The sequence below is a fragment of the Rhodococcus shunpengi genome, assembly GCF_048381395.1.
Taxonomy (GTDB): domain Bacteria; phylum Actinomycetota; class Actinomycetes; order Mycobacteriales; family Mycobacteriaceae; genus Rhodococcus.
The window spans coordinates 22,904-48,144 of sequence record NZ_JBLWIU010000034.1 but is presented as its reverse complement, the minus strand read 5'-3'; the positions used below and the strand labels follow the sequence as shown (position 1 = coordinate 48,144).

Sequence of the window (25,241 nt, the reverse complement as noted above, 5' to 3'; positions counted from 1 at the left end):
GGCGCGCGAGGCCGGCCTATTCGAACGAGCGCGTCACGAAGGCGTCGACGTCGGCCCGGGAGCGCTCCACCGTCGTGTAGTGCCCGGCCATGTAGACGCGGTAGTCGACGTCCGCCCCTGCGGCCTTCATCTCGGCGGCGAGCGCCGCGGACAGCGGCAACGGGACCATCACGTCGTGGATGCCGTGCGCGAGGAAGACCGGCCGGTCGTAGCCGTCCGCCGGCGCGGCGAGATAGTCGGCCAGCAGCGCCGGCATCGGGCCCTCGGCCAGCGGGCGCGCGAGCAGCTCCCCGACCGGGATGTCGCGCACCGATTCCTCGAGATCGTCGTAGCAGAGCTCTTCGGCCCGATCGACGACCTCACGGCCGATCGAGGTCAGGTAGCCCTCGACGTCGGCCTCGGGGTAGGCGTCGCGCAGCCCGGCGAAGATATACCCGCTGAAGCTGACCAGGCCCCACAGGCCCGGATCGGGGAAGCCCGGGACACCGATCGTGAAGGCCCGCTCGAGGTTCGCCGGGGCGCCCGTGGCGACCGTTCCGCGGAAGTCGAGTTCGGGAGCGCGGGAGGTCGCGATCGCGGCGGTGTGCAGCGCCGCGTGCCCTCCCTGCGACTGCCCCATCACGATCCAGCTCTCCGACAGCGGCGCCCCGCCGTCGCGGGCGGCCCGGACGATGTCGACGATGCTGTTCGCGGCGCTGGGGCCGTCGAGATAGCGGTGGAGCCCCTCGGAGCCCAGACCCGGGAAGTCGGCGGAGACCACCGCGTACCCGGAATCGAGCCAGTGCTGCAGATAGGTCCGCTCGAGATCGGAACGCGGCGTGCGGGTCGTGAGTGCGCAGTCGTCGCCCACGCCGGTCGTGCCGTGTGCCCATGCGATGACGGGCCAGCCACCCTCGGGGGCGTCGCCCTCGGGCAGGAACAACGCGCCCGTGGCGACGGTCGGCTCACCCGACCGCCACTCGGTGGAGTATTCGAGCTTGGTGGCCGTCGCGGCACCGGGCACCGACAGTTCGTCGGGCAGCGGCTGTTGCGAGACCACCGAACCCGGTGCGGGTGCGGTCGACGACGCGACCGGCGAGGCCGCGGCCCCCGTCGGTGTCAGGGCTGCGAGCAGTACGGCACCGCAGCAGGCAGCGCGCAACCATCTCCCCCGAACGGTCATCGATCCCCCTTCACCCGTCACGCCGCAGCGTTGCCGGCCTTCCACGTCGACCACGGGATGTTCCAGTCACCGAGTCCGTCCGTTCCGGGGAGAGTACCGCCCACGGTGTTGCGTACCACGACGATGTCGCCGCGCTTGGTGTTGTCGAAGATCCACTTGGCGTTGGCGGGGCTGAGGTTCAGGCAGCCGTGGCTGACGTTGCGCACACCCTGGTCGCCGAGCGACCACGGCGCGGAGTGGAAGAAGATGCCGCTGTAGGACATCCGCGTCGCCCACTCGACCGGCGTGCGGTAACCCTGCGCCGAGTCGGAAGGCACGCCGTAGGTGGACGAGTCCATGATCATGGACTCGAACCGGTCGCCGATGATGTAGACGCCGTTGGGCGTGGGCGTGGAGTCCTTGCCGAAGGAGGTCGGCATCGTGATGACGTCGACGCCGTTGCGGGTGACGGTGACCTGCTTGGTCGCATCGTCCGCTGTGATGACCACCGCGTCGCCGATGGTGAAGGACGAGTGGACGTCGGACTGACCGAAGAGGCCGTCGCCGAGATCCTTGCCGTAGACGTTCACGTCGACGGTGATGGCGGTGCCGGGCACCCAGTAGTTCTCCGGGCGCCACCGCACCTCGCGGTTGTTGACCCAGTAGAAGGCGCCTTCGACGGGCGGGTTCGTGGTGACGGTGATGGCCGCCTCGGCCGCGAGCCGATCCGGGATGTTCTCGTCGAACTGCACGGCGATCGGCTGACCGATGCCCACGATCGAACCCTCACCGGGCAGCACGTAGGGCTGGGTGAGGTTGGCCGGGGACGACGTGGTGAACGACGCCGTCGAGGTGGTCGCGCCACCGAGCCCGTACGCGACGGTCTCGAGCGTGTAGGAGCGGTTGTAGCCGAGCGGTTCGGTGTTCACCCAGGTGAGTCCGTCCGCGGCGAGTTCGCCCTGCACCGGCTCGCCTGCGGGATTGAGCAGGGTCACCGAGTCGAGCTTGCCGTTGACCACCGAGACCGTCACCGGATCGATCGGCGAGAAGCCGACCGAGCCGTCGGCGACACTCGACGACACCGTCGGCTTGATCAGCGCGGCCACGGGATTGGAATCGATGGGCACCTCCTCGGCGCCCGTTCCCGAACCGCCGGCGCATCCCGTGACGAACGCAACAACGCCGACGACGACCACTCCGAGGATTCCCCGTACCCGACGACCCCGGGGGTTCCCCGCACTCGATTCCGCCACTTCCATACTCCGATCCCGCCTCCCCCAAGGCACCGAAAACGCACGTCACAACACCGGACACGATGATGCCAGCCCCTCTTGCGGCCGACCCGACGCGACTCCCCCGTACGTCGGTAACGTTCGAATGACAATCGCTCCGACCGTCCGATCCGTTACATCGACGACCTTACAGAAAACATCCTGACCAGGCGATTTGGCGCGTCGCGCGACGGTGTGTAATGTTCTCTTCGTTGCTGGGACGGCATCCCGGGAACAGATCGTCAAGCGCCATTAGCTCAATTGGCAGAGCAGCTGACTCTTAATCAGCGGGTTCGGGGTTCGAGTCCCTGATGGCGCACAACACGAAGGCCGGACACCCAGTGTCCGGCCTTCGTTCTGGCGGTGACACCGTCCTCCACGTCGCCCGGACGGCGACCGGGAGACACATCGCCACGCGCCATTAGCTCAATTGGCAGAGCAGCTGACTCTTAATCAGCGGGTTCGGGGTTCGAGTCCCTGATGGCGCACAACACGAAGGCCGGACACCGGAAACGGTGTCCGGCCTTCGTCGTTCACGGCCGACGACGCTCTCGCGGCGGCTCCGTCCCCGGAACGAGGAACACCCACGCCGAGTCGACGTGGGTGCCCTCCTGTCACGCGGTGGAGCGGATGGGTCAGCGCAGGATCCTGCGCAGCACCAGCAATCCGACCACCGTGCCGGCCGCGATCGCTGCGTACTTCTTCACCTGCGGCTGGTTCACCTTCGCGATGAGGGTCTGCTTCGTGCTCGCCACCAGATTCTTCGGGTTGGCGCGGACGCTCAGTTCGTCGAGTGTGCTCGCGAGCTGATTGCGGGCTTTCTCGATCTCCCGCTCGATGTCCTCGGTGTCCCTAGCCACGTGTCCTCCAGAAGGTCGCTGCAGTGTGCTGCGACCACGGTAATGGACGCGCACCGGGAATGGCTGCACGGTCCACTACTGTCGCCTTCATGACCGAGAACAGCAGACTCGCCCCCGGTGATCCCGCACCCGATTTCACTCTTCCCGATGCCGACGGCAACGAGGTGTCGCTGTCGGACTATCGCGGACGCAAGGTCATCGTGTACTTCTACCCCGCCGCGAGCACCCCGGGATGCACGAAGCAGGCGTGCGACTTCCGCGACAGTCTCGCCGAACTGAACGAAGCGGGCCTCGAGGTGATCGGCGTCTCGCCCGACAAGCCGGCCAAGCTCGCGAAGTTCCGCGACGCCGAAGAGCTGACGTTCCCGCTGCTGTCGGATCCCGAGAAGACCACCCTCCAGGCGTGGGGCGCCTTCGGCGAGAAGAAGATGTACGGCAAGACCGTCACCGGCGTCATCCGCTCGACCTTCCTCGTCGACGAGGACGGGAAGATCGAGGTCGCGCAGTACAACGTCCGCGCGACCGGGCACGTGGCGAAGCTGCGCCGCGACCTGTCCGTCTGACGCCCGGCAGCCCGGCCGGCGGCGTTACCGCGGCGCCAGCGAGGTCAGCAGCAACGCCTCGGCCACGGCGAGATTCTCGATCTCGGTGGGATCGACGCTCTCGTTCGGCGCGTGGATGACGCAGCGCGGTTCCTCGACGCCGATCAGGGCGATCTCGGCCCGCGGCACGGCGCGTTGCAGCGCGGTGCACAGCGGGATCGAGCCGCCCTGCCCGGCGGTCCCGACCTCCCGGCCGTAGGCGGTCTCGAGCGCGGTGCGCAGCGCGGCGTAACCGGGACCGTCCGTGGCCACCCGGAAGGGTTCGCCGAGGACGTCGCGGTCGATGCGCAGATGCGCTCCCCACGGCACGTGGGCCTCGAGATGGGCGACGAGCGCGTCCTGGGCGGTACGGGCGTCGATGCCGGGCGGCACGCGCAGGTTCAGGCGCGCGGACGCACGCGGCACGACCGCCGCGGCCGATCCGACCACGGGCGGGGCGTCGATCCCGAGGACGGTCAGTGCCGGTCGCGCCCACACCGCGTCGGCGACGGTGCCGGAGGTGGGCAGCGAGACACCGTCGAGCACGCCCGCGTCGGTGCGGAAACGGTCTTCGGGATAGGGCACGCCGTCCCAGGTCGCGGTGCAGTCCAGTCCGTCGACGACGGTGTTGCCGTGCTCGTCGCGCAAGGTGCCGAGCAGATGGATCAGCGCGGCGAGCGCGTCGGGTGCCGCTCCCCCGTACATCCCGGAGTGGATTTCGCCCCTCAGCGTCTCGATGTGGACGTCGACGTTCGCGATGCCGCGCAGCGTCGTGGTGAGGGTGGGACGGCCGACCTCGGCGTTGCCGCTGTCGCCGATGACGATGAGATCGGCGTCGAACAGTTCAGGTCGTTCGGCGACGAGGTGGTCGAGGCCGGCGCCGCCCATCTCCTCCGAGCCCTCGATGACGATGCGGACACCGACGGGCAGCGGGCCGTCCGCGCGCAGGGCCCGCAGCGCGAGCAGGTGCATGACGACGTTGCCCTTGCAATCCGCGGCGCCGCGGCCGTACCAGCGGCCGTCCCGCTCGGTGAGCGTGAACGGTTCGCTGTGCCAGAGCGATTCGTCGCCGGGCGGCTGAACGTCGTAGTGGCTGTAGAGCAGAACCGTCGGGGCGCCCTCGGGCGCGGGTGTGTGGCCCAGCACCGCGAGCGAGCCGTCGGCGGTCTCGACCGTCTCGACGTTCTCGATTCCCGCCTCGGCGAAGGCATCCCGCACCCAGTTCGCCGCACCGACGCATTCCTCCACCGGGAACTGGCGCGGATCCGCGACGGAGCGGAACGCGACGAGCTGCGCGAGGTCGTCGCGCGCGGCGGGCATCGCCTCCCGGATCCGTTCCCGGATGCGCTGTGTCGCGTCGGTGTCTGTCGCTGTCATGATCCGTCCTCCGCACGTCGGATGAGTACGTCGATTCCGTCCAGCAGTCGTTCGAGACCGAAACGGAAGTCCTGTTCGTGCCATACTGCCTCGTCGTCGGCGTCACTCTCGTCGGGGTCGAACGCACCGCCCTCGACCGCCGCCAGCACCGAGGGGTACTTCCCCGGGTCGAGGATGCGCCGCAGCATCGCCGGGGCGTCGGTCGGGTCGTCCGCGGCATCGCTTCCGAGCTCCCACGAGAAGCGTGCGCGACCGATGGCGTAGAGCGAGATCATGGTCACCACTTGCACTTTCGCAGGTTCGTCGAGCGGCGTGGCGGACAGCGCGTCGAGTCCGGCGTCGAGCCAGAGCAGGTTGTTGGGATAGTACGGCGCCGTGCGGATCGGGTACTGCGTCAACCACTTGTGCGCGCGCAGACTCCGGTACTCGGCCATCGCCCACGCGTCGAGCCGTTCCCGCCACTCGCCTACGGCCGGTAGTTCGGGAGGCGGTCCGATCGCGCGGTCCCACGCGAGTTCGACGAGCTGGTCCTTGTTGCTCACGTAGCGGTACAGCGACATGGTGGTGAAACCCAGATGCTTGGCGACCCGGCTCATCGAGAGCGCGTCGAGCCCTTCGGCGCCCGCCACCTCGATCGCCGCGTCGAGGACCTGCTCGAGGGTGAGCCCCCGTCGCGGACCGCGGGTGCCACTGTCGCTCAAACCCCATGCCAGCTGCACACTCTGCGGCAGCGGATCGCCGGGCTCGGGACTGCTCATGCTCCTCCAGAATTCGGGTCTTGCCGCCATCCTAAAACTGTGTACGCTATACACATTGGTATATGGCATACACAGTTAGGGAGATGTCATGACTCGTCCCGTTCCTGCCATCGACGTCCGGGGCCTACGCAAGTCGTTCGGCCCGACCACCGTTCTCGACGGTGTCGACCTCCGGGTCGAGCCCGGATCCGTCTTCGCACTACTCGGCGCGAACGGCGCCGGCAAGTCCACCACCGTCCGCGTCCTGACCACCCTGCTGCGCCCCGACGCAGGCACCGTCACGGTGGTCGGCCTGCCCCTTCCTGCCCGCGCCCACGCCGCGCGCGAGAACATCGCGCTCACCGGCCAGTACGCCGCGATCGACGACCTCCTCACCGGCACGGAGAACCTCCGTCTCGCTGCGCGCCTCGCGCACCTGCCGTCGGCCGCGATTCCCGGCCGCGTCCGCGACCTGATCGAACGCTTCGATCTCGGGCACGTCGCCGACCGTCGCGCCGGCACGTACTCGGGTGGCACGATGCGACGCCTCGACATCGCCATGAGCCTCGTCGCATCCCCGCAGGTACTGTTCCTCGACGAACCCACGACCGGCCTCGACCCGCGCAGCCGCCTGGTGATGTGGGAGGCGATCCGCGAACTCGCCGACGACGGCGTCACGATCTTCCTGACAACCCAGTACCTCGAGGAGGCCGACCGGCTCGCCGACCGCATCGCCGTCCTCGACGGCGGCCGGATCGTCGCCGAGGGCACACCCGACGAACTCAAGTCGCTGGTGCGCGGGGGATATCTCGAGCTGCGTTTCGCCACCGACGCCGACCTCGCCCACGCGGCGTCGGTGCTCGACGGCGAGATCGACCGGGCCGCACTGACACTGCAGGTCCACACCGGCGGCGACCTGCCCCACGTCGCCGCCCTGCTCGAGCGCCTCGCCGCCGAAGCGGTGCCCGTCGAGAAGTTCGGGCTGCACTCCCCCACCCTCGACGACGTCTTCCTCACCCTCACCGGCTCCAGCGACGAAACGAAGGTCGTCCGGTGACACTCCTCGCACACCCCACCCCGCTCCGCTTCGCCGCGCGCGACCACGCCGCCGTGACCGGCAGGAACCTGCGACGGATGCTCCGCAGCCCCGACGCGCTGCTCATGGGACTCGCGCTGCCGGTCCTGCTGCTCGTGCTGTTCGTCTACGTCTTCGGCGGCGCGATCGACACCGGCACCGACTATCTGAACTACGTCGTGCCCGGCATCGTGCTGCTGTCGGCGTCCTTCGGGGCAGCGCAGACGGCCGTCGCGGTCGCCTCCGACATGCACCGCGGCATCGTCGACCGGTTCAGGTCCATGCCCATCGCCCGTTCGGCCGTGCTCACCGGGCACGTCGTCGCGAGCCTGGTCCGCAATCTCGCCAGTACCGTCGTGGTGTTCGTGGTGGCCGCGCTCATGGGATTCCGGCCCGACGCCGGTCTCGTCGAATGGGTGGCCGCCGTGGGTGTCATCGCGTTGTTCGTCCTCGCGATCTCCGCCGTCTCGGCCGCACTGGGGATGCTCGCAGGAAACGAGGAGGCCGCGAGCGGGTTCACCTTCTTCCTGCTCTTCCTCCCCTACGTGAGCAGCGCGTTCGTCCCGCCCGAGACGATGCCCGGATGGCTGCGCGGTTTCGCCGAGCATCAGCCGGTCACCCCGGTGATCGAGACCGTCCGGGGGCTGCTCACCGGCACCGGGATCGGGTCGTCCGCGATCGTCGCGGTCGGGTGGTGCGCGGCGTTCACCGCGATCGGCCTGGTCGCCGCCACCGCACTGTTCCGGCATCGAACCGCGCGGTGACCTGTGGCTGCCCGGTTTGTGACACTCTGACTCACATCAAGTATTCGGGAAAGCACGGACGTCCGGCTAGCCTGGGCGCGTGGAGTCAGCAACGAACGGCCGCCGCGCCCCGCGCCGGATCGATCCGGCGCTCGAGGTTCAGGCCGAGCCCCAGGAGCTCGTGCCGCGTCGGCGGCCCACCCAGGAGCGGAGCCGCCGCAAGTTCGACGCCCTGTTGGCCGCCTCGCGTGAACTGCTCACCGAAGTCGGCTTCGAGTCGTTCACCTGTGAGGAGGTCGCATCCCGCGCAGACGTCCCCATCGGCACCCTCTACCAGTTCTTTGCCAACAAGTACGTGATCGTGTGCGAGCTCAACCGGCAGGACCTCGTCGGCGTCCAGAGCGAGCTCGCCCAGTTCAATGGCAAGATCCCGTCCGTCGACTGGTTGCGCTTCCTCAACAGCTTCGTCGACCACCTCGCCGGACTGTGGACCACCGATCCGTCCCGCCGCGAGGTGTGGCTCGCGATGCAGTCCACCCCGTCCACCCGGGCCACCGGCGCCATCCACGAACGCGAGTTCGCCGAGCAGGTCGCGCGGATGCTGGCACCGCTCACCCCGGACACCCCGCGACCGCGCCGCAAGCTCATGGCCGAGGTGCTCGTCCACATCGTGTACTCGATGCTCAACTTCTCGGTGCAGGATGACCAGACCCATGCCGACGCCGTCGTCGAACTCAAGCGCATCATGGTCGCCTATCTGCAGATCGCCGAACAGGACTCACGCGCTCAGGCCAAGCGACGCCAACGCCGTGAGGAACGCGAGGGATCCGTACGCGAACAGGCCGACCGGCGGGACACCGAAACGGATCAGGCCGAGGAAGCTCGCGCTCCCTCGGCCTGATTCCCCACATCTACGTACGTCGGCCGTCGACCTCGTCGAGGACGACGAACGCGCCGGCCATGTCACCGTCGTGGGTCAACGACACATGGATCCGGACGCCGGTCAGCTTCTCGGCGACCTGCCGGTGCAGCCGGATGCTCGGGCGACCCCACGCGTCCGAGACCACTTCGATCTGCTGATGGATCGTCTCCGGTAGCACCGGTGGGCTGCCGAACAGCGACGCCGACCACGCCTTGATCACCGCCTCCTTCGCCGCCCACCGGGCGGCGAAGTGACGGGCGGGATCGGAGCTGCGGGTGTTCGCGTCGCGACGCTCACCCGGTGTGAAGTTCGCCAGCATCGTCGTTCCCGTCCGACTCAGCTGTTCCGCGAACTCCGGCACCGACACGAGGTCGAACCCGACACCCGCAACTCCCATCCCGAGACCCGTGCCTACTTGCAGCCGGGCAGACCGGAGCGGTACACGTCGTCCTCACCGAGGCGGGCCTCCGGCGAGAGCAGCATGTCCGCCTCTAGCTGACGCGTGGCCGAAGCCGGCACGTGATCGTCACCGAGACGACGATCCGCAGGCCGCTGGTAGAGCGACGCTCCACCGGTCATCGCGTCCACCAGGCGACGCTTGCCGGCGACGGTGCGCTCGGCAGCCTTCGCCAGGTAGGCCTCCCGGCGCTCGGCCGGGATCGCCTCGACGAACGCCTGCGGATGGACCACCGCGATCAGACCCGACACGTGCCCGAAGCCGAGGCTCGTGAGCAGACCCGCCTTGAGCGGGAGCTGCTCGCCGAACCGGATCGGCGTGCGCGGCCACACGAGGTGCTCGAACTCCGCCATCTTCTCGTCGACACAGTCGAGGCTGCGGTTCGGCGGAACCACACCCTGCGCGAGGACCTGGCACAGGCCGATCAGCTGGAAGGCGGCGGCGCCGCCCTTGGCGTGACCGGTCAGCGACTTCTGCGAGACCACGAACATCGGGTTGCCCTCGCTGCGGCCCAGCGCACCGGCCAGACGCTCGTGCAGCTCGGCCTCGTTCGGGTCGTTCGCGGCGGTCGAGGTGTCGTGCTTGGAGATCACCGCGATGTCGTCGGCCGTGAGACCGAGCTTGCGCAGTTCCTTCGCCAGACCCGACTCGCGTCCACCGCGACCCGCACCGAGCGCACCGATGCCGGGCGCCGGGATCGAGGTGTGCACACCGTCGGCGAACGATCCGGCCCAGGCGACCACACCGAGCACCGGCAGGCCCATCTCGAGCGCGACATCGCCGCGGGCGAGCAGGACGGTGCCGCCACCGGCCGACTCGACGAATCCACCGCGACGACGGTCGTTGGCGCGGGAGAAGCGACGATCGCTGATGCCCTTGGCCTGCATGTCCTCCGACTTGGCGGTCGCGGACATGTCACCGAAGCCGACGATGCCCTCGATACCGAGATCGTCGAAGCCACCGGCGACGACCAGGTCGGCCTTGCCGAGCTTGATCTTGTCCACGCCCTCCTCGACGGAGACCGCAGCCGTAGCGCACGCCGCGACCGGGTGCACCATCGCGCCGTAGCCACCGACGTACGACTGGACGACGTGCGCGGCGATGACGTTCGGCAGAGCCTCCTGCAGGATGTCGTTCGCCCGCGACTCGCCGAGCAGCGTGTCGATGTACAGCGACCGCATCGAGGACATGCCACCCATGCCGGTGCCCTGCGTGTTGGCGACCATCGACGGGTGCACCCAGCGGAGCAGCTCGGACGGGGTGAAGCCACCGGTGAGGAAGGCGTCGACCGTGGTGACGATGTTCCACAGACCCACCCGGTCCACCGAGTCCGCCATGTCGGCGGGGATGCCCCACTTGGTGACGTCGAAGCCGGTCGGGATCTGGCCGCCGACCGTGCGGGTCAGCTTCGCCTTGCGCGGCACGCGGATCTCGGTGCCGGCCTTGCGGGTGACCGTCCAGTCGCCCGACTCGGCGTCGACCGACGCAACCGTGTTCTCCGGATCGGAGTCGACGAACGCGCGGGCTTCGGCCTCGGAACCGACGACGAAGGACAGGTCCTTGTCGAGGAAGACCGAGGTCAGCAGCGGAGCCGTGTTGTCGATCATCGCACCGTCGTCGCCGTAGCGGCGGATGCCGCAGCGCTCGACCACCGCGTCGTGGTAGCGGTCGGCGATCTCCGCCTCGGGCACCAGCTCACCGGTCTCGGTGTCGTAGAAGCCCGGCTTGGGATCGTTCTCCCAGCCGATCAGGCCCGTGACCCACGCCAGCTCGAGCACACCGGCGGCCGACAGTTCCTCGTCGACCTCCATCTCGAAGCGGGTGCGAGCGGAGCCGTAGGGGCCGAGCTCACCGGCACCGACGATGACGACCGTGTCGGCGAGGTCGGCGGTGACCGTGCCCCACTCGGGGGTCGGCAGCTCCTCGGCACGCGGAGGCTCGGGCAGCGCCGCGATGGTCGCGGTGTCGTCCTCGTCCTCCTCGACGGCGTCGGCCGCCTCCTGCGCCTGCTTCGCGAGCGCCGGCAGGTCGACGTCCACCTCGGACAGCCCACCGGTCAGGTCCGCGACGAGCGGAGCCTCGGCAGCGAGACGCGTGGCCTCCGGTCCGACCAGCTTCAGCAGCTCGCCGGCCATCTCGTCGGTCGACCAGGTGCGGACACCGGCGGCCTCGACAGCCTCGACCAGCGGGTCGTTGCCGCCCATCAGGCCCGTGCCGCGCACCCAGCCGATGAGGGCGTGGGCGAGGGTGACGCGCTCGGCCCAGGTGCGCTCGGCGCTCCACCGGTTGATGATCGCGTCGAGTGCGGCCTTGGCCTCACCGTAGGCACCGTCGCCACCGAACTTGCCGCGGTTCGGCGAACCGGGCAGCACCACGTGCAGGTGGGTGTCGACGTCGCGGTCGTACCCGATCTTCGACAGTCCGGCGATCAGTCGCTCGACCGACCACAACAGCACCCGCATCTCCATCTCGGCGCGCGCACCGGCGTCGGCGAGCGAACCCGCCACGCGCGGCGCGGCGAACGGGAAGAGCAGCGTCGGGGTGAGCGCGTCCTTGATCAGCTTCTTCGCGCCACCGGCGACCTCGACGGTCTCGGTGCCGATCCACTCGATCAGGGCGTCGACGTCGCTGTAGGACGCCATGTTCGCGGGAACCACCCACAGGGCCGCACCGGCGCGAGCGTTGCGTGCGTACAGCTCCTTGTAGAAGCCCAGGCGGCTGTCGTTCAGCGAGGACGTGGTGACGACGACCGTCGCGCCGCCGGCGAGCAGCTTCGCGGCGACGGCTGCGCCGATACCGCCCTTGCTGGCGCCGGTGACCACGGCGACCTCGTCCGCGTACTCGGCACCCTCGGTGACGACGGCGGTCTCGGCGATCGCGGCGTAGGTCTGCGCGAGCTCCGTACGACCGGCCTCGGTGGCCTTGCGGCCCCAGAACTCGGCGTGCGCAGCCACGGTCCGCCCTGCACCGGTGAAGCGCTCGACCTCGAGCTGCTCCCCGAGCCAGACGCGCGCCAGGTCCTCGCGGGCGGTGGCCCAGCGATCGTCGATCAGGACGGCCTTGCGCTCGTCGAATGCCGGAGCGACCAGACGCGGCCAGTCGGAGCCGAGCTCGGCGGAGACCAGGTCGACGAGTTCGTCGTCGGCCTTGTCGGCCAGGCCCGAGACCTGCTCGGTGTGGCCGAGCTGCTCGAGCACGAGACGGGCGGCACTGGCGAGAACCCCGTCGCGACCGGTGATCTGCTCGGCGAACTCGCCGAGGGCAGCGGCGTCGACCGTCGCTCCCCCGCCGCCCCCGGCGGACGGCATCGACACGGCGATTCCGCGACGCGAGGCCACCGACTGCACGGCGGCGTCGATCAGCTTGTCGACCGAAGCAGCATCCGCGAGGGCACCGTCGCTCAGGCCGCCCAGGTCGCCGCCGCGGACGGACGAACCGTCGCGGCTACCGAGAGCAGCTTCGGCGGTGACGTGCGACGCCCAGCCCTCGCCCAGACCCCACACCTTGGTGACGCGGTCGGCGACGTAGGCGGGACGCTTGCCCGACGGACCGAACACCTTGCGCAGATGATCGTTGATCGAGTCCGACAGCACCGGGCCGAAGGGGCGGTAGGTGCGGGCGAGACGGTCGACCGTGCCGGCGAGGGCACCCATGTCGGCGTCGGCGGCACCGTCGATCGCACCGAGCGAAAGCTCGGAACCGAGGTCGACGAGCAGCTGGTTGCGGCGCGAGGACACGCCGTCGCACAGCGCCTCGATCGTGTCGGCGGGACCGATCTGATCCGGGCGCAGCTTCGTCCACAGGGCGATGAGCACCTTGGTGGCGTCGGCGGCCTTGAACGCGATGTCGTCCGGGGTCGGGCCACCGGCCGGCGCAGCGGGAGCCGCGGCGGGTGCCGGGGCCGCAGCAGCGGCAGGCGCGGCGTCGGCGGCCGGTGCGGCCGGCTCGTCGTCCTCGACCGGAGCGGGATCGGTGTCGGTCGAGTACACGATCGACGCCTCGCGCTCGATATTGAGCACCTCGACGGGCTGACCGAAACGACCGGGCAGCTTCAGCGTCTGCGACGCGAGGTTCGCGACGGTGGGCGCGCCACCGAGGCCGACCTCGACGAACCGCTCGACACCGAGACCACCGTCGGCCTCGTCGGCGAACAGCAGGTCCTGCGTCTCGATCCAGCGCACCGGCGACGCGAACTGCCAGGCCAGCAACTCGGCGAGCACCACGCGGGTGAGCTCGACCGGCTTGGCCGACCAGCTGTCGAAGTCCGCGAGGACGTCGGCGAGCGGCTGCGACGGCACCAGGTCGGCGATCTCCTGGATGAACTCGCGGCCCAGGTTGAACGGCTTGGGCACGAGGTTCGGGATGTACCGGCCGATGAGGATGTTCGGGTCGATCTCCTGCGGCAGCAGGGCGAGCAGACGCTCGCGGAAGTCGTCGACACCGCCGCGCAGCACGGTCGAGTGGAACGGCACGTCGATGCCCGGGACCAGGATGAACGCGCGCTTGCCACCGAACTCGGCGACCTTGCGCTCGATCACGGACTCGAGGGCTTCGAGGCCGGCGACCGTACCGGCGATCGCGTACTGCGAGCCGCGCAGGTTGAGGTTGACGATCTCCAGGAATTCCCCGGTCTCCTCGGCAACACCGGCGACGAAGGCCTGCAGGTCCGCATCGTCCACACCGAACTGCGACGGCCGGATCGCGGCCATGCGGTAGTTCGAGCGGCCGTGCTCGTCGCGCGGCACGAGGGCGTGCATCGCGGAGCCGCGCTGGAAGACCACCTCGAGGACGGCCTCGAGCGGCAGCACACCGGCGACCGCGGCGAGCGCGTTGTACTCACCCACCGAGTGACCGGCCAGGAAGGCGTCGTCGACGAACGCGCCCGCCTCCTTGAGCTCGGCGATCTGCGCGACACCGAGGGTCGCCATCGCGACCTGCGTGAACTGGGTCAGGTGCAGCACGCCGTCGGGGTGCTTGTGGGTGACACCGCGGGCCTTGAGAACCGTCGGGTTGTCGCGGACCACGGCCAGGATCGAGAAGCCGAGCGCCTCGCGGGTGTGCTTGTCGGCGCGCTCCCAGATCTCGCGGGCGGCCTTCGAGCGGGCACGGGCGTCGAGGCCCATGCCGGGACGCTGGATGCCCTGGCCCGGGAAGGCGTAGACGGTCTTCGGCGCGGCGATACGGCCGGTCGCGACCATCACCAGATCACCGTCGACGCGGCAGCCGACCTCGACGACCTCGGCTCCACCGTCGGTGGCGATGCGGTCGACGCGCACGTCGATCTTCGCGCCCGGACGGACCATGCCCAGGAAGCGGGTGGTCCACGCCGTCAGGCGACGGACCGGCAGCTTCGCGTCCTGCTCGATCGCGGTGACGACCTGCTGGGCCGCGGCCGACAGCCACATGCCGTGGACGATCGGGCTTCCGAGACCGGCGAGCAACGCGGCATTGTCGGAGGTGTGGATCGGGTTGTGGTCGCCGGAGACCTTCGCGAAGGCGCTCATGTCGGTCGGCGCGACGATCACGGCGTCGCGGCGGCGACGACGCGGGGTGTCGGCGACGGCCTCGGTGAGAGCGCCACCGGCGCGAACCGGATCGGCGAGATCGGAGGTGCCGGTGCGGCCGCGGATCGCGAACCGCTCGGCCAGGGTGGCGACCACCCGGTCGCCCGAGCCGTCACCGCTGTCGGCGGTGATGACCACGTCGACCTCGACGACGCGACCCAGGTCGGTGTCGGAGACACCGGTGACCTCGGCCTTGACGCCCAGGAAGGCCGGATCGGTGGGCAGACCGTTCTTGACGTCGATCGCGTGGTCCAGGTGAACCAGGTCGAGCATGCCCTCGATGACCGAGAGATCGGTCTCGGTGCGGGCGGCGCCGAGCGCGGCGAAGACGGCCGGCCAGCAGGCACCGACGAGCACATCGGGCACACCGTTGCCGCTCGGTGTCAGGGTCGCGGGCAGACCCGAACCGGTGACACCGGCGTGGTCGGCGATCTTCTCCGGGAGCCAGCCCAGAGTGATACGGGCAGCGCCCTTCTTGACCTCGGGCAGTTCCTGACCGGCGGCGACACCGAGCAGAGCCGACATCGACGCATCGGCGTCGGCCTCGGTGACGACGGGCGCGCCACCGGAGACGACCGAGGCGGGCACGGTCAGGCGGATCTCGACGGCCTTGTCGCGCACCAGCGGAACCCGCAGGCCGACGTGCTCGTCGTCGAGGATCGTCAGGGTCGCACCCGTCGGGGCGTGCGAGGCAGCGGTCTCCGACTCGACGGTCCACTCGTCCAGATCACCGAGACGGTGGATCGGGTTACGGGTCTGGCGACCCGCCCACGAGACGTCGGGCGAGGACAGCACGGCGTCGAGCAGACCCGGCGCGATGTCGCGGTGGCGACGCGCGGGAAGCTCGACGGGCTCCGCTCCCTCGGCGACGAGCTCGTCGGCCGTGGCCTTCTCGAAGCGGTCGAGGAGTTCACCGACCGGCTCGTCGACGCGGGTGATGCCGGCGACGGCGACGGTGCCGGGGATGACGCAGACCTGGTCGGCGGAGTACCGCGGATCGTGGGCCTGCCACAGCGAATCCGAACGCCACCAGCGACGCACGTCCTGGTCGACGACCGGAACGAAGTTCACGGGCTTGCCGGGCGTGCGGCACAGCGACACGAAGAACGGCACGTCGGCGGGGTGCAGCACGACGTCGCCCGCGTCGGGGTACTGCGCGAGCAGAGACTTGATCGCGGCGTACGGGCGCTCGAGCACCGCGTCGTCGTCGAACAGCGTCGGGATCGGGCCCCGGCAGACGGGGTGCAGGCGGGCCTCGGCGCGCTGCAGCATGTCGCGGAAACGCTCACGCCACGACACGTCCAGCCACGGGCTGGTGTGCGCCTCGGCGAGGACGTCCGCCAGATCGGTGCCGCAGTCGAACTCGGCACCGTTGTCCGCGCCGACGGCCAGCTCGAGGTAGCGCTCGAGCCACTGCAGGTAGGTCATGGTGTCGAGGTCACCGAAGTACGGCTTGGCCGTTCCGTTCAGGGCCTCGATGATCTCGTCGCGGCGTGCGGCCACGGCGTCGGCGTCACCGGCGACCTCGTCGAGGAGGCGACCCGTGCGCGATGCGGCGTTGTCGATCTCGTGGATGTCGGCGCCGAGCTGGCTGCGGCCGGAGGCCATACCGCCGGTCGCGGTGCCGGCGGCGACCCAGTCGGGGGTGCCGGGGGTATCGACGAGCAGCTGCTTGACCTCGGGAGCCGTGGTGGCCTCGAGAGTCGCCATCGCGGCGGTGCCGACGAGGATGCCGTCGAGCGGCATGGCCGGGAAGCCGTAGACGGTCGACCAGCGACCGGTCAGGTACTCGGCGGCCTTCTCCGGCGTGCCGATGCCACCGCCGACGCACAACACCAGGTTCGGGCGCGTGCGCAGCTCGGCGTAGGTGTCGAGGAGCAGGTCGTCGAGGTCCTCCCACGAGTGGTGACCACCGGCGCGGCCGCCCTCGATGTGGGCGATGACCGGGTAGTCCGGAACCTCGTTGGCGATACGGATCACCGAACGGATCTGCGCGACCGTGCCCGGCTTGAAGGCGACGTGCTCGATGCCGGCCTCACGCAGGTCGGAGATGATCTGCACGGCCTCGTCGAGCTCCGGGATACCGGCGGTGACGACGACACCGTCGAAGGGCGCACCGGCCGCGCGGGCCTTGGGCACGAGACGCTTGCCGCCGACGTGCAGCTTCCACAGGTAGGGGTCCAGGAACATCGAGTTGAACTGGACGGCGCGACCCGGCTCGAGCAGCTCGGTGAGCTCGGCGACGTGGTCGGCGAAGATCTGCTCGGTGACCTGGCCACCACCGGCGAGCTCGGCCCAGTGGCCGGCGTTCGCGGCGGCGGCGACGATCTTCGGATCGACGGTCGTGGGGGTCATGCCCGCGAGCAGGATCGGCGAGCGGCCCGTCAGGCGGGTGAAGGCCGTCTCGACGGCGATGCGGCCGTCGGGCAGCGCGACCGGCTTCGGAGCGAACTCCGACCAGGCACGCGGAACCTCGGGCTCGGCGCCCGGGGTGAGGAGGTTGCGCTGACCGCCGCGGGTCGCGGCGGCGATGATGCCGACACCCTGACCACGCAGGCCCGAGCTGGTCATGCGGGTGAGGAGCTCACCCGGACCGAGGTCGAGGATCCACGAGGCGCCGGATGCGACGGCGGAGTCGACCTGCTCGACCCAGTCGATCGGGGCGACGAGGATGGCCTGCGCGAGGCTGCGCGCAAGCTCGGCGTCGAGCTCGCAACGGGCGGCCCAGTCGGCGACCTGCTCCACGGCGTCCGCGAAGGCGGGGTGATGGAAGCCGACCTCGGCCGCGACGGGCTCGAAGGTCGGGGAGAACACGGCGCCACCGCGCTTCTTGGCCTCACGCTCGCGGGTCTCTGCGGCGGAGATCTGCTCGCAGCGCTGCTGCACGCGCTCGAGAGCGGCGGGCGGGCCCGACAGCACGACGCGACGGCGTGCGTTGCGGATCGCGACGACGGCGCTGCGCTCGGGGTCCTGGCCCTCGAAGACCTCGGCGACGATCGCGCGCAGGCGCTCGGGGTCGACGTTGGCGACGGCGAGCATCGGGTACTTGCCGGCGCCGGAGATCAGGCCGCGGCGGCGACCGACGAGGGTCGCGGCGGCACCGATGAGCTGAGCGATGGCGAGGATCTCGGCATCCTTGCGGCCGGCGGCGGCGACGGACTCGACGGCGAGGACGCCCTGCGAGTGGCCGATGACCGAGCTCGGCGCGACGGAGTCGACGTCGAGGCCCTGGTTCGCGAGCGCGCGCAGCGCGGCGACCTGGGTGAGGAAGACGCCGGGAAGCGACACGGCGGCAGAGGTGAGAGCTGCTTCGGAGGGGCCGGCGGGCGCGTCGTCCTCGTCGGCGAGTTCGGCCTCGAGGATCCACGCGACGGGGTCGAAGCCCGTCGGGCGGACCACGACGAGGTCGCTCGCGACCGGGGCGAGGTGCGCGGTGGCGCGGTTGACCAGGTCGGTGAGGACCGGTTCGAGTCCGTTGTCGCGGCTGAGCTCCTCGAGCGAGGTGAGCCAGGGGGCACCCTGGCCACCGAATGCGAGCGCGTAGGGCTCACCCGCGAGGAGCTTGTCGACCAGAGCACGGGCCGGAGCGGCTGCCGTGGACCGATCGGTGGTGCGTCGTGATGCCTTCGAGTTCCGTCCGTTGTCGCCTGGTGTGGTCTCGTCGATCGTCACGCGTGTGGTTCCTCTCCTGAACACCCCGGCGTCGAGGCTTCGTGTGTCAGCGCTGCGCGCCGGTGTGCTGCTGGACTAGTGGTCCGCTGTTCGGGCACGCCAAGGTTCGCACAAAATCATGAGGGGTTCCTCATGTTTTGTTTCACGCAGTTTGCCCGGCACCCCTCCCACCAGTGATTTCGCTCACACGCTCGCTCGAAAGTAACTGGTCGGTAACCCGAATCACTCCTGGCTGCGCCGATGCGTGGACGTCCATGAACCCGAGGAATCCCTCACGTTTTTCGTTATCGAATCGTTACCTGTTGACGGGCGTCGCGGATCGTGCATCGCAAGATCGACAACGTGTCGGACCCCCGCGATAGCTTCGGGACAATCGAACAAATATTCGACAGAGGGCACGGTGGGGAGAAGGGTGAAGTACACGCGGGAGGTCCTCGAAGAGGCGGTCGCGAAGGCGACCAGCGTCGCGGGCGTGTTGAGGCAATTCGGATTACGGGAAGACGGCGGCAACCATGCCAACATCAGCCGACGAATCAAGCTCTATGGAATCGACACGTCCCACTTCCGGGGTATGGCCCACCAGAAGGGGATACCGCCCCGGAACCGCCTGCACTGGTCGGAGGTGCTCACGGTCTCACCGGCCGGCTCCAACCGTAGAGAAGCTGCCCGCCTCAGACGAGCGCTCATCGAATCCGGGCGGTCGCACAGGTGCGAGAACTGCGGCACCGGTCCGGAATGGCGGAAATCGCCGCTCGCACTGCACGTCGACCACATCGACGGCAATCCGAACGATTCCCGTCCGGAGAACCTCCGCTTCCTGTGCCCCAACTGCCACAGCCAGACACCCACCTGGGGCAGGAGGATCCGGCACAACCGACCCATCCGAGCCCTCGACGCGGCTCCAGCCGAGTCGAGCATCGAGGCGGAAGCGGGGACACGGTGACACGACCGGTCAAGTACACGAAGGAGATGCTTGAAGAGGCAGTTCGCAGCTGCGTCAACTTCGCCGACGTCATGCGGTACTTCGGTCTCAAACCCAACGGAGGACATCACACGCATCTGACCCGCAGGATCAGGGCACTCGGTATCGATACGTCTCACTTCACCGGCCGCCCTCCCGTACAGGGTGGGCCTGTGGTGAAGCGGCACTGGACCACGATCCTGGTCGAGACACCGGCAGGCTCGCCACGAACCAAACCTCATCTGCTGCGTCGGGCTCTCATCGAGTCCGGTCGCCCACACGAATGCGAGGGTTGCGGCACGGAGCCACATTGGTACGGCCAGCCGTTGGTCTTCCACGTCGACCACATCGACGGAAATCCCAACGATTCGAGACCCGACAACGTCCGGTTTCTGTGCCCCAACTGCCACACCCAGACATCGACCTGGGCCGGGCGACGCCGCTTCACCTTCCGTAGGGAAGAGCCGTCCTCGTGACGTATTGTGTCCGTGACGCGCGAGTGGCGGAACGGCAGACGCGCTGCGCTTAGGACGCAGTGTCCATAGGACGTGGGGGTTCGAGTCCCCCCTCGCGCACCACGTGACCTCACCCACGGTGCACCGACCGGTCTTGGCAGGTCGGTGCACCGTTCGGGTACCGTCGAGGGCGTGTCCGAGCATCGCCCTCCCCGCCGGTTGGCCCTGATCATCCTGGTCCTGGTGGCCGCGGCCGGATGCCTCGGCCTCGGTTACTGGCAGTGGACCGCCTTCGAAGCGGTGGGCGGCACCTACCAGAATCTCGGCTACGCGCTCCAGTGGCCTGCCTTCGCATTCTTCTGCGTCTACGCCTATCGACGCTTCGTGCGCCTCGAAGCGGAGGAGCAGGAAGCCGAGAGCACCGGCGGACGACGTCCGTCCGAGCCGGACGGGCCCACCGAGATCCCCGAGGATCTTCTCCCCACCCGTCCGCGCACGCTCGCCGAGGCACGCGAGCAGGAAACCGCGGATCCCGACGCACGACAGATCAACGAGTACAACGAGTACCTCGCGCAACTCGCGCGCAGGTCCGATAGGAGCGCTCAGTGAGCACGACCCCCGAGCAGGCGTCCGGCCAAGCCACCACGCCGCGCGTCGTCAGTGAGGCCGACCGGAAGAAGATCCGGTCCGCCCTGCTGCGTTACCGCGTGCTCGCCTACGCGACCGGTATCTGGCTGCTGATCCTCACCGGTGAGATGGTCGCCAAGTACATCATCGGTGTCGAGAACGTGCCGGCCTGGATCGCGATCGTGCACGGCTGGGTGTACGCGGTGTACCTGGTCCTCACCTTCGACCTGTCGATCAAGGTGCGCTGGCCGATCGCCCGGACGGTGTGGACGCTCCTGGCGGGTACCATCCCGTTCCTGTCCTTCTTCGTCGAGCACAAGCGCACTCAGCAGGTGAAGGCCGACTTCGGCGTCTGAGCCGGCAACCTCCACGAACACGAATCGGGCGGATCCTTTCGAAGGATCCGCCCGATTTCGTTGTGCCCGTGTGCGCGCTCAGCGTCGCGGCAGGCGCACCACCTGGACGAAGAACTCGTCGATCTGGCGCACCGCGCGGATGAACTGGTCGAGGTCGACCGGCTTCGTCACGTACGCGTTGGCGTGCAGCTTGTAGCTGCGGAGGATGTCCTCCTCCGCTGCCGAGGTGGTAAGGACGACGACGGGGATGTCGGTGAGGTCGGTGTCGGACTTGACCTGCTCGAGGACCTGCCGCCCGTCGTACTTGGGCAGGTTCAGATCGAGGAGGATCAGGTCGGGCCGAGGGGCGTTCTCGTACTCCCCGCGCCGGTAGAGGAAGTCGAGTGCCTCCTCGCCGTCGCGGACCACGTGAAGGGTGTTTCCGATCTTGTTGTCCTCGAACGCTTCGCGCGTCATCAATTCGTCGCCGGGGTCGTCCTCGACTAGGAGGACGTCGATCGGCCGCCCGGAAACGCTCATGCAGATGCCCCTTTCAGAGCGACTTCGGTTGCAGACATGTCGTCGCCTGCCTTGGGAATCGTAAAGCAGAATCGACTGCCTTCCCGATACTGCGGGTCGAGCCAGATCTCTCCACCGTGGTATTCGACGATCTTGCGGCAGATCGCCAAGCCGATGCCGGTGCCGGTGTAGACGTCCCGGCCGTGCAGCCTCTGGAAGATCACGAAGACCTTGTCGGCGAACTCCTCGGCGATACCGATGCCGTTGTCCTGCACGGAGAATCGCCAGAACTTGTCGTCCCCGTCGACGATCTCCTCGCAGTCGACCCGGATCTCGACGGGACGGTCCTCATGGCGGAACTTGATCGCGTTTCCGATCAGGTTCTGCCACAACATGATCATCAGTGTGGGATCGCCCACGATCGTCGGCAGGGACTCGGGCCGCGTGATCGTCGCCCCGGATTCGTCGACCGCCTGCGAGATGTTCGTCAAGGCCGCGTCGAGGGTCACGTCCAGTTCGGTGCGGACGTGCGCGTCGCTGACGCGTCCGACGCGAGAGAAGGTCAGCAGGTCGTTGATGAGCACCTGCATGCGCTTCGCGCCGTCGACCGCGAAGGCGATGTATTGGGTGCCGCGTTCGTCGAGCTTGTCGCCATAGCGCTTCTCGAGGAGTTGACAGAAGGACGCGACCTTGCGCAGCGGCTCCTGCAGGTCGTGGGAGGCGACGTAGGCGAACTGTTCGAGTTCGGAGTTCGAGCGTCGCAGTTCCGTCGCCTGGTTCTCGAGTTGCTCCTCGCGCTCGTGCGCGACCTGCAGTTCGCGCACGATCCGCTCGCGCATGTCTTCGACGTCGCGGCCCAACGCATAGATGTCGGCGGGGCCCTGGGGCTCGATTTCGCGCTCGAAGTTCTGGCCCGCGACGACGCTGCGCGATGCCTGCCGCAGACGTTGGATCGGGCGGACCACGATCGTCTGGAGCAGGACGGCCAGACCGACACCGGTGAGGAGGAACACCACCACCATGCCGGCGAGGATGCGATCGCGCGTGGTGCGGGTGTCCTCGAGAGTTGCGATGCCGTCCTCTCGGGCCTGTGTGAGGTCGGCGTTCTGGACGTCCAACGCCGTCCGGATCCGGTCGAATGCGTCCCGGCCGGCTGCGACGACCGCGGGGTCGACGAACTGCGGTTCCCCCGGCACGACGGTGGAGATGAGCGGCTCGGCGTACACGCGTCGCCACTCCGCCGCATGCGCTTCGATCGCCTCGAGGTCCGCCATCAGCTTCTCCTCGTCGCCGACGAGGGCTCGCAGCTCGGCGGCCGCGGCTTCCTCCTCACGTCGCCCCTCCTCGTAGGGCATGAGGAAATCGGGATCGGCGGCGAGGATGTAGCCCCGCGCGCCGGTCTCCTGGTTGATCAGTGCCGATTGCAACCGGTATGCCTCGACGCGAGCTGGCTGGATCCGGTCGCGCACGTAGTTGGAGTACTCCGTCGTCTCACGGAGGAAGTGGCTGCCGACCACGGTGCCGACGACCACCAGCACACCCATCACACCGAGTACGAGCAGGAACCATGCCTGGACCGTCATCCTGCGAGACGGAGGGCGACGCACGTCCCCCGTCTCCGCCGTTGCGTCGCTGTTCGTCATGCGGTGGTGATCACTTCCTGTTCCATTGCACGTGGACGACTGCCACGTCGTCGGACAGTCCTCCCCGACTGTCCGCGAGTTTCTCGGCACCGTCGATGAGCGAGTCGGTGAAGTCGGCGGCCGGCAGATGCGCGCGTTCGCGCGCGAGCTCGAGGAGTCCTTCCTCACCGAGTCGTTCCGGGCCGTCGCCCCGATGGCCCTCGAACAATCCGTCGGTGAACAGCACGATCGCGCCGTCCTCGGGCAGATCCAACTCGTGAACGGGCCAGGTGGCCCCTCCCGGCAGCAGGCCGAGAGCGGGACCACCGGGCGCTTCGACCCAGTCGATGGTTCCGCCGTGACGGAGCAGCAGCCCGGGATGACCGGCCCGCATGACCTCGACGGTGCTGCGGTCGGCACACATCGTGAGGTTCGTCATCGACGCGAAGAAGCGGCTCTCCGTGCGCTCGGCGACGAGCAGTTCCTCGAGTTGGTGCAAGCGGCGGGGACCGTCGACCCCGCTGAGCACGAGCGTGCGCCACGCGATGCGCAGGCCCACGCCGAGGGCTGCCTCGTCGGGACCGTGACCGGAGACGTCGCCGATGAGGACGTGGACGGTGCCGTCGCCGGTCTGCACGACGTCATAGAAGTCGCCGCCGAGAAGAGCCGACGACCGGCCGGGTCGGTAACGGGCGACGACGTCGAAGTCCTGCCCGTCGTGCAGGAGCGGCGACGGGAGCAGGCCGCGTTCGAGTCGGGCGTTCTCCTGCGCGTGAAGCTGACTCGCCTGGAGTTCCGCCGCCGCGATCTCGGTCTGCTTTCGCTGGATGGCGTAGCGGACGGCGCGGCCGAACAGATCGGGTTCGACGCGTCCCTTGACGAGATAGTCCTGGGCGCCCACGGACAGCGCGGCGAGGCCGGTCTGTTCCTCCGCGAGGCCGGTGAGGACGACGATGGGGACGGAATCGGTGATTTCCTGGATACGGGCGACGGCTTCGAGGCCGCTCGCATCGGGCAGGTGGAGGTCGAGAAGTACGCAATCGGGAGCCGATGTGGCGAGTTCGTCGCGGGCCTGCGCGAGTGTCTGCACCCACACGACGGTCATCTCGGGGGCACTGTCGACGACGAGTTCCTCCACGATGAGCGCGTCACCCGGATCGTCCTCGATGAGGAGCAACGACGGTGGTTCGACCGACTCGCTCTGCGCTCGGTGCATGTCCACTCGGCGCCCCTCCCTCCCTGCTCGAAAGGGAACATTACAGACTCGACGACAGCATGGTCACAGGGTGGTCACGGCGGGTCGCGGCCGCGGCCGATGGACCGTTGTGTGCATCTATCGGCACGATCTTGCATGATGGCAAGGTGAACGATCCCATGACCGCGCATCCGCATATGACTCTTTCCACGACCCGCAACGGCTCCGTGGCCGTGCTGTCCGTCAACGGCGAAGTCGACATGACGAGTGCCCCGCTCCTCGAGCAGGAAGCCCTCGCGCTCCTCGACTCCGACATCTCCGGACTGATCGTCGACCTCAGCGGGGTTGATTTCCTCGCTTCGATGGGTATCGCTCTGTTGGTCGAGTTGTCCAAGCGAGCCGCCGACAGCACCGGTTTCGCCGTCGTGGCACACGGCAGTGCCACGGCACGCCCGCTCGAACTCCTCGGCCTCGGAGAGGTCCTGGCGATCCATCCGAAGCTCGACGACGCGCTCGTCGGCCTCGGTGCCTCGCCGGAAGGCGTCTCCGAGTAGACCGCCGTACCCGTCGAACCGAGGAGCCATGTCGTCTGCGCCCGAGGAGTCAGCTTTGCTCTTTCCCGACGAGATCCGTTCGTCGGGTGTGCGAGCCGACCCGACCGAGATTGCAGGCCTGCGGGTCGTCACGAGGCGGTGGCTGGCGAAGCTCCCCCTCAGCGAGGACCAGAGACAGGACATACTGCTCGCGAGCTATGAAGCGCTCGCGAATGCCGTCGAGCACGCCTATGCGCCGGACGATGCGCACGGCACGCTCGACTACGAGGCGACGTATCTACCCGACGAGGGTGAGGTGGTCGTGCGGGTCGTCGACCACGGCTCCTGGCACGACGCCGTCGACAGCGACGCCCGACGTTCACGCGGTCACGGGCTGACGCTGATCCGCAATCTGGCCAGCGACGTCCGGGTCTCGGCCGGCCCGAAGGGCACGATCGTCGAGATGCGATGGGTCCTCGACGAAACGGACAGGTCGGAGGACGACAGGGCCGGGGACGAACTCTCGTCCCACGACGCGAGCTGATCTGCGCGGTAGGCGCGCGTCGCGAGTTCTCGATTCGAAGCGGCCGTGGG

Annotated in this window: 20 protein-coding genes and 3 tRNA genes; 13 read left to right on the top strand and 10 right to left on the bottom strand. The window is 68.8% G+C overall.

What is annotated here, in order from left to right:
• Positions 1–16: 16 nt before the first annotated feature.
• Both ACNJ7K_RS20495 and ACNJ7K_RS20490 read right to left on the bottom strand, forming a co-directional pair.
• A complete protein-coding gene (locus ACNJ7K_RS20495) occupies positions 17–1,162 on the bottom strand; it encodes a lipase family protein (RefSeq protein ID WP_487042109.1) in 1,146 nt (381 codons plus the stop codon).
• Positions 1,163–1,179: 17 nt separating this feature from the next.
• Positions 1,180–2,394, bottom strand: a complete 1,215-nt coding sequence (locus tag ACNJ7K_RS20490; protein ID WP_419150185.1) for a L,D-transpeptidase — start codon at positions 2,392–2,394, stop codon at positions 1,180–1,182.
• A 264-nt stretch (positions 2,395–2,658) separates the two neighbouring features.
• On the opposite strand from ACNJ7K_RS20490, the gene ACNJ7K_RS20485 reads away from it, so the two are divergent.
• Positions 2,659–2,731, top strand: a tRNA-Lys gene (locus ACNJ7K_RS20485).
• A 96-nt stretch (positions 2,732–2,827) separates the two neighbouring features.
• A tRNA-Lys gene (locus ACNJ7K_RS20480) sits at positions 2,828–2,900 on the top strand.
• Between the two features lie 147 nt (positions 2,901–3,047).
• Here the strand turns inward: ACNJ7K_RS20480 and ACNJ7K_RS20475 are convergent.
• On the bottom strand, positions 3,048–3,272 hold the full coding sequence (locus ACNJ7K_RS20475) for a DUF3618 domain-containing protein (protein WP_060651180.1): 225 nt from the start codon (positions 3,270–3,272) through the stop codon (positions 3,048–3,050).
• Positions 3,273–3,361: 89 nt separating this feature from the next.
• Here ACNJ7K_RS20475 and bcp point away from each other — a divergent pair, with 89 nt between their 5' ends.
• Positions 3,362–3,835, top strand: coding sequence for a thioredoxin-dependent thiol peroxidase (gene bcp, locus ACNJ7K_RS20470; RefSeq protein ID WP_159418674.1), 474 nt, complete (start codon positions 3,362–3,364; stop codon positions 3,833–3,835).
• Between the two features lie 24 nt (positions 3,836–3,859).
• Here bcp and ACNJ7K_RS20465 read toward each other — a convergent pair whose 3' ends face one another.
• A complete protein-coding gene (locus tag ACNJ7K_RS20465) occupies positions 3,860–5,230 on the bottom strand; it encodes a dipeptidase (RefSeq protein ID WP_159418675.1) in 1,371 nt (456 codons plus the stop codon).
• Positions 5,227–5,988: a TetR/AcrR family transcriptional regulator gene (locus tag ACNJ7K_RS20460; RefSeq protein WP_120282146.1), complete on the bottom strand. Its 762-nt coding sequence runs from the start codon at positions 5,986–5,988 to the stop codon at positions 5,227–5,229. Before ACNJ7K_RS20460 ends, ACNJ7K_RS20465 begins: the two co-directional genes overlap by 4 nt.
• Positions 5,989–6,076: 88 nt before the next feature.
• Here ACNJ7K_RS20460 and ACNJ7K_RS20455 point away from each other — a divergent pair, with 88 nt between their 5' ends.
• The 3 genes from ACNJ7K_RS20455 (at position 6,077) to ACNJ7K_RS20445 (ending at position 8,686) form a co-directional block, all read left to right on the top strand.
• Positions 6,077–7,024, top strand: a complete 948-nt coding sequence (locus ACNJ7K_RS20455; protein ID WP_268655514.1) for an ATP-binding cassette domain-containing protein — start codon at positions 6,077–6,079, stop codon at positions 7,022–7,024.
• A complete protein-coding gene (locus ACNJ7K_RS20450) occupies positions 7,021–7,806 on the top strand; it encodes an ABC transporter permease (protein WP_225623762.1) in 786 nt (261 codons plus the stop codon). Before ACNJ7K_RS20455 ends, ACNJ7K_RS20450 begins: the two co-directional genes overlap by 4 nt.
• A gap of 79 nt (positions 7,807–7,885) precedes the next feature.
• Positions 7,886–8,686 (top strand): TetR family transcriptional regulator, encoded by an 801-nt coding sequence (locus tag ACNJ7K_RS20445; RefSeq protein WP_120282144.1) that lies wholly within the window; start codon positions 7,886–7,888, stop codon positions 8,684–8,686.
• Between the two features lie 10 nt (positions 8,687–8,696).
• Here ACNJ7K_RS20445 and acpS read toward each other — a convergent pair whose 3' ends face one another.
• The gene (acpS, locus tag ACNJ7K_RS20440; RefSeq protein WP_019288997.1) at positions 8,697–9,104 is read right to left on the bottom strand and encodes a holo-ACP synthase AcpS; all 408 of its coding nucleotides are present in this window, start codon (positions 9,102–9,104) and stop codon (positions 8,697–8,699) included.
• 14 nt (positions 9,105–9,118) lie between these two features.
• Positions 9,119–18,400, bottom strand: coding sequence for a fatty acid synthase subunit beta domain-containing protein (locus ACNJ7K_RS20435; RefSeq protein WP_487042108.1), 9,282 nt, complete (start codon positions 18,398–18,400; stop codon positions 9,119–9,121).
• A 412-nt stretch (positions 18,401–18,812) separates the two neighbouring features.
• Between ACNJ7K_RS20435 and ACNJ7K_RS20430 the strand changes: the two genes are divergently transcribed.
• The 5 genes from ACNJ7K_RS20430 (at position 18,813) to ACNJ7K_RS20410 (ending at position 20,799) form a co-directional block, all read left to right on the top strand.
• Positions 18,813–19,343, top strand: a complete 531-nt coding sequence (locus ACNJ7K_RS20430; protein ID WP_006554755.1) for an HNH endonuclease signature motif containing protein — start codon at positions 18,813–18,815, stop codon at positions 19,341–19,343.
• A complete protein-coding gene (locus tag ACNJ7K_RS20425; RefSeq protein WP_006554754.1) occupies positions 19,340–19,837 on the top strand; it encodes an HNH endonuclease in 498 nt (165 codons plus the stop codon). The genes ACNJ7K_RS20430 and ACNJ7K_RS20425 overlap by 4 nt, the downstream gene beginning before the upstream one ends.
• A 17-nt stretch (positions 19,838–19,854) precedes the next feature.
• Positions 19,855–19,939, top strand: a tRNA-Leu gene (locus ACNJ7K_RS20420).
• A 69-nt stretch (positions 19,940–20,008) separates the two neighbouring features.
• Positions 20,009–20,425, top strand: a complete 417-nt coding sequence (locus ACNJ7K_RS20415; protein WP_120284141.1) for a transcriptional regulator — start codon at positions 20,009–20,011, stop codon at positions 20,423–20,425.
• Positions 20,422–20,799 carry a DUF3817 domain-containing protein gene (locus tag ACNJ7K_RS20410; RefSeq protein ID WP_006554752.1) on the top strand — a complete coding sequence of 126 codons (378 nt, stop codon included), beginning with the start codon at positions 20,422–20,424 and terminating at the stop codon, positions 20,797–20,799. The genes ACNJ7K_RS20415 and ACNJ7K_RS20410 overlap by 4 nt, the downstream gene beginning before the upstream one ends.
• Before the next feature lie 78 nt (positions 20,800–20,877).
• Here the strand turns inward: ACNJ7K_RS20410 and ACNJ7K_RS20405 are convergent, their stop codons facing one another.
• The 3 genes from ACNJ7K_RS20405 to ACNJ7K_RS20395 all read right to left on the bottom strand — a co-directional run bounded on the left by ACNJ7K_RS20405 (position 20,878) and on the right by ACNJ7K_RS20395 (position 24,135).
• Complete coding sequence (locus ACNJ7K_RS20405; RefSeq protein WP_016693400.1) at positions 20,878–21,318, bottom strand: response regulator; 441 nt, start codon at positions 21,316–21,318, stop codon at positions 20,878–20,880.
• Positions 21,315–22,880 carry a sensor histidine kinase gene (locus tag ACNJ7K_RS20400; protein WP_487042283.1) on the bottom strand — a complete coding sequence of 522 codons (1,566 nt, stop codon included), beginning with the start codon at positions 22,878–22,880 and terminating at the stop codon, positions 21,315–21,317. Before ACNJ7K_RS20400 ends, ACNJ7K_RS20405 begins: the two co-directional genes overlap by 4 nt.
• 70 nt (positions 22,881–22,950) lie before the next feature.
• Positions 22,951–24,135: a PP2C family protein-serine/threonine phosphatase gene (locus tag ACNJ7K_RS20395; protein ID WP_487042282.1), complete on the bottom strand. Its 1,185-nt coding sequence runs from the start codon at positions 24,133–24,135 to the stop codon at positions 22,951–22,953.
• A gap of 158 nt (positions 24,136–24,293) precedes the next feature.
• On the opposite strand from ACNJ7K_RS20395, the gene ACNJ7K_RS20390 reads away from it, so the two are divergent.
• Both ACNJ7K_RS20390 and ACNJ7K_RS20385 read left to right on the top strand, forming a co-directional pair.
• Entirely contained in the window at positions 24,294–24,668 is a 375-nt protein-coding gene (locus ACNJ7K_RS20390) for an STAS domain-containing protein (protein ID WP_174247056.1), read from the top strand.
• A 55-nt stretch (positions 24,669–24,723) separates the two neighbouring features.
• Positions 24,724–25,191: an ATP-binding protein gene (locus tag ACNJ7K_RS20385; protein ID WP_487042107.1), complete on the top strand. Its 468-nt coding sequence runs from the start codon at positions 24,724–24,726 to the stop codon at positions 25,189–25,191.
• Positions 25,192–25,241: the final 50 nt, after the last annotated feature.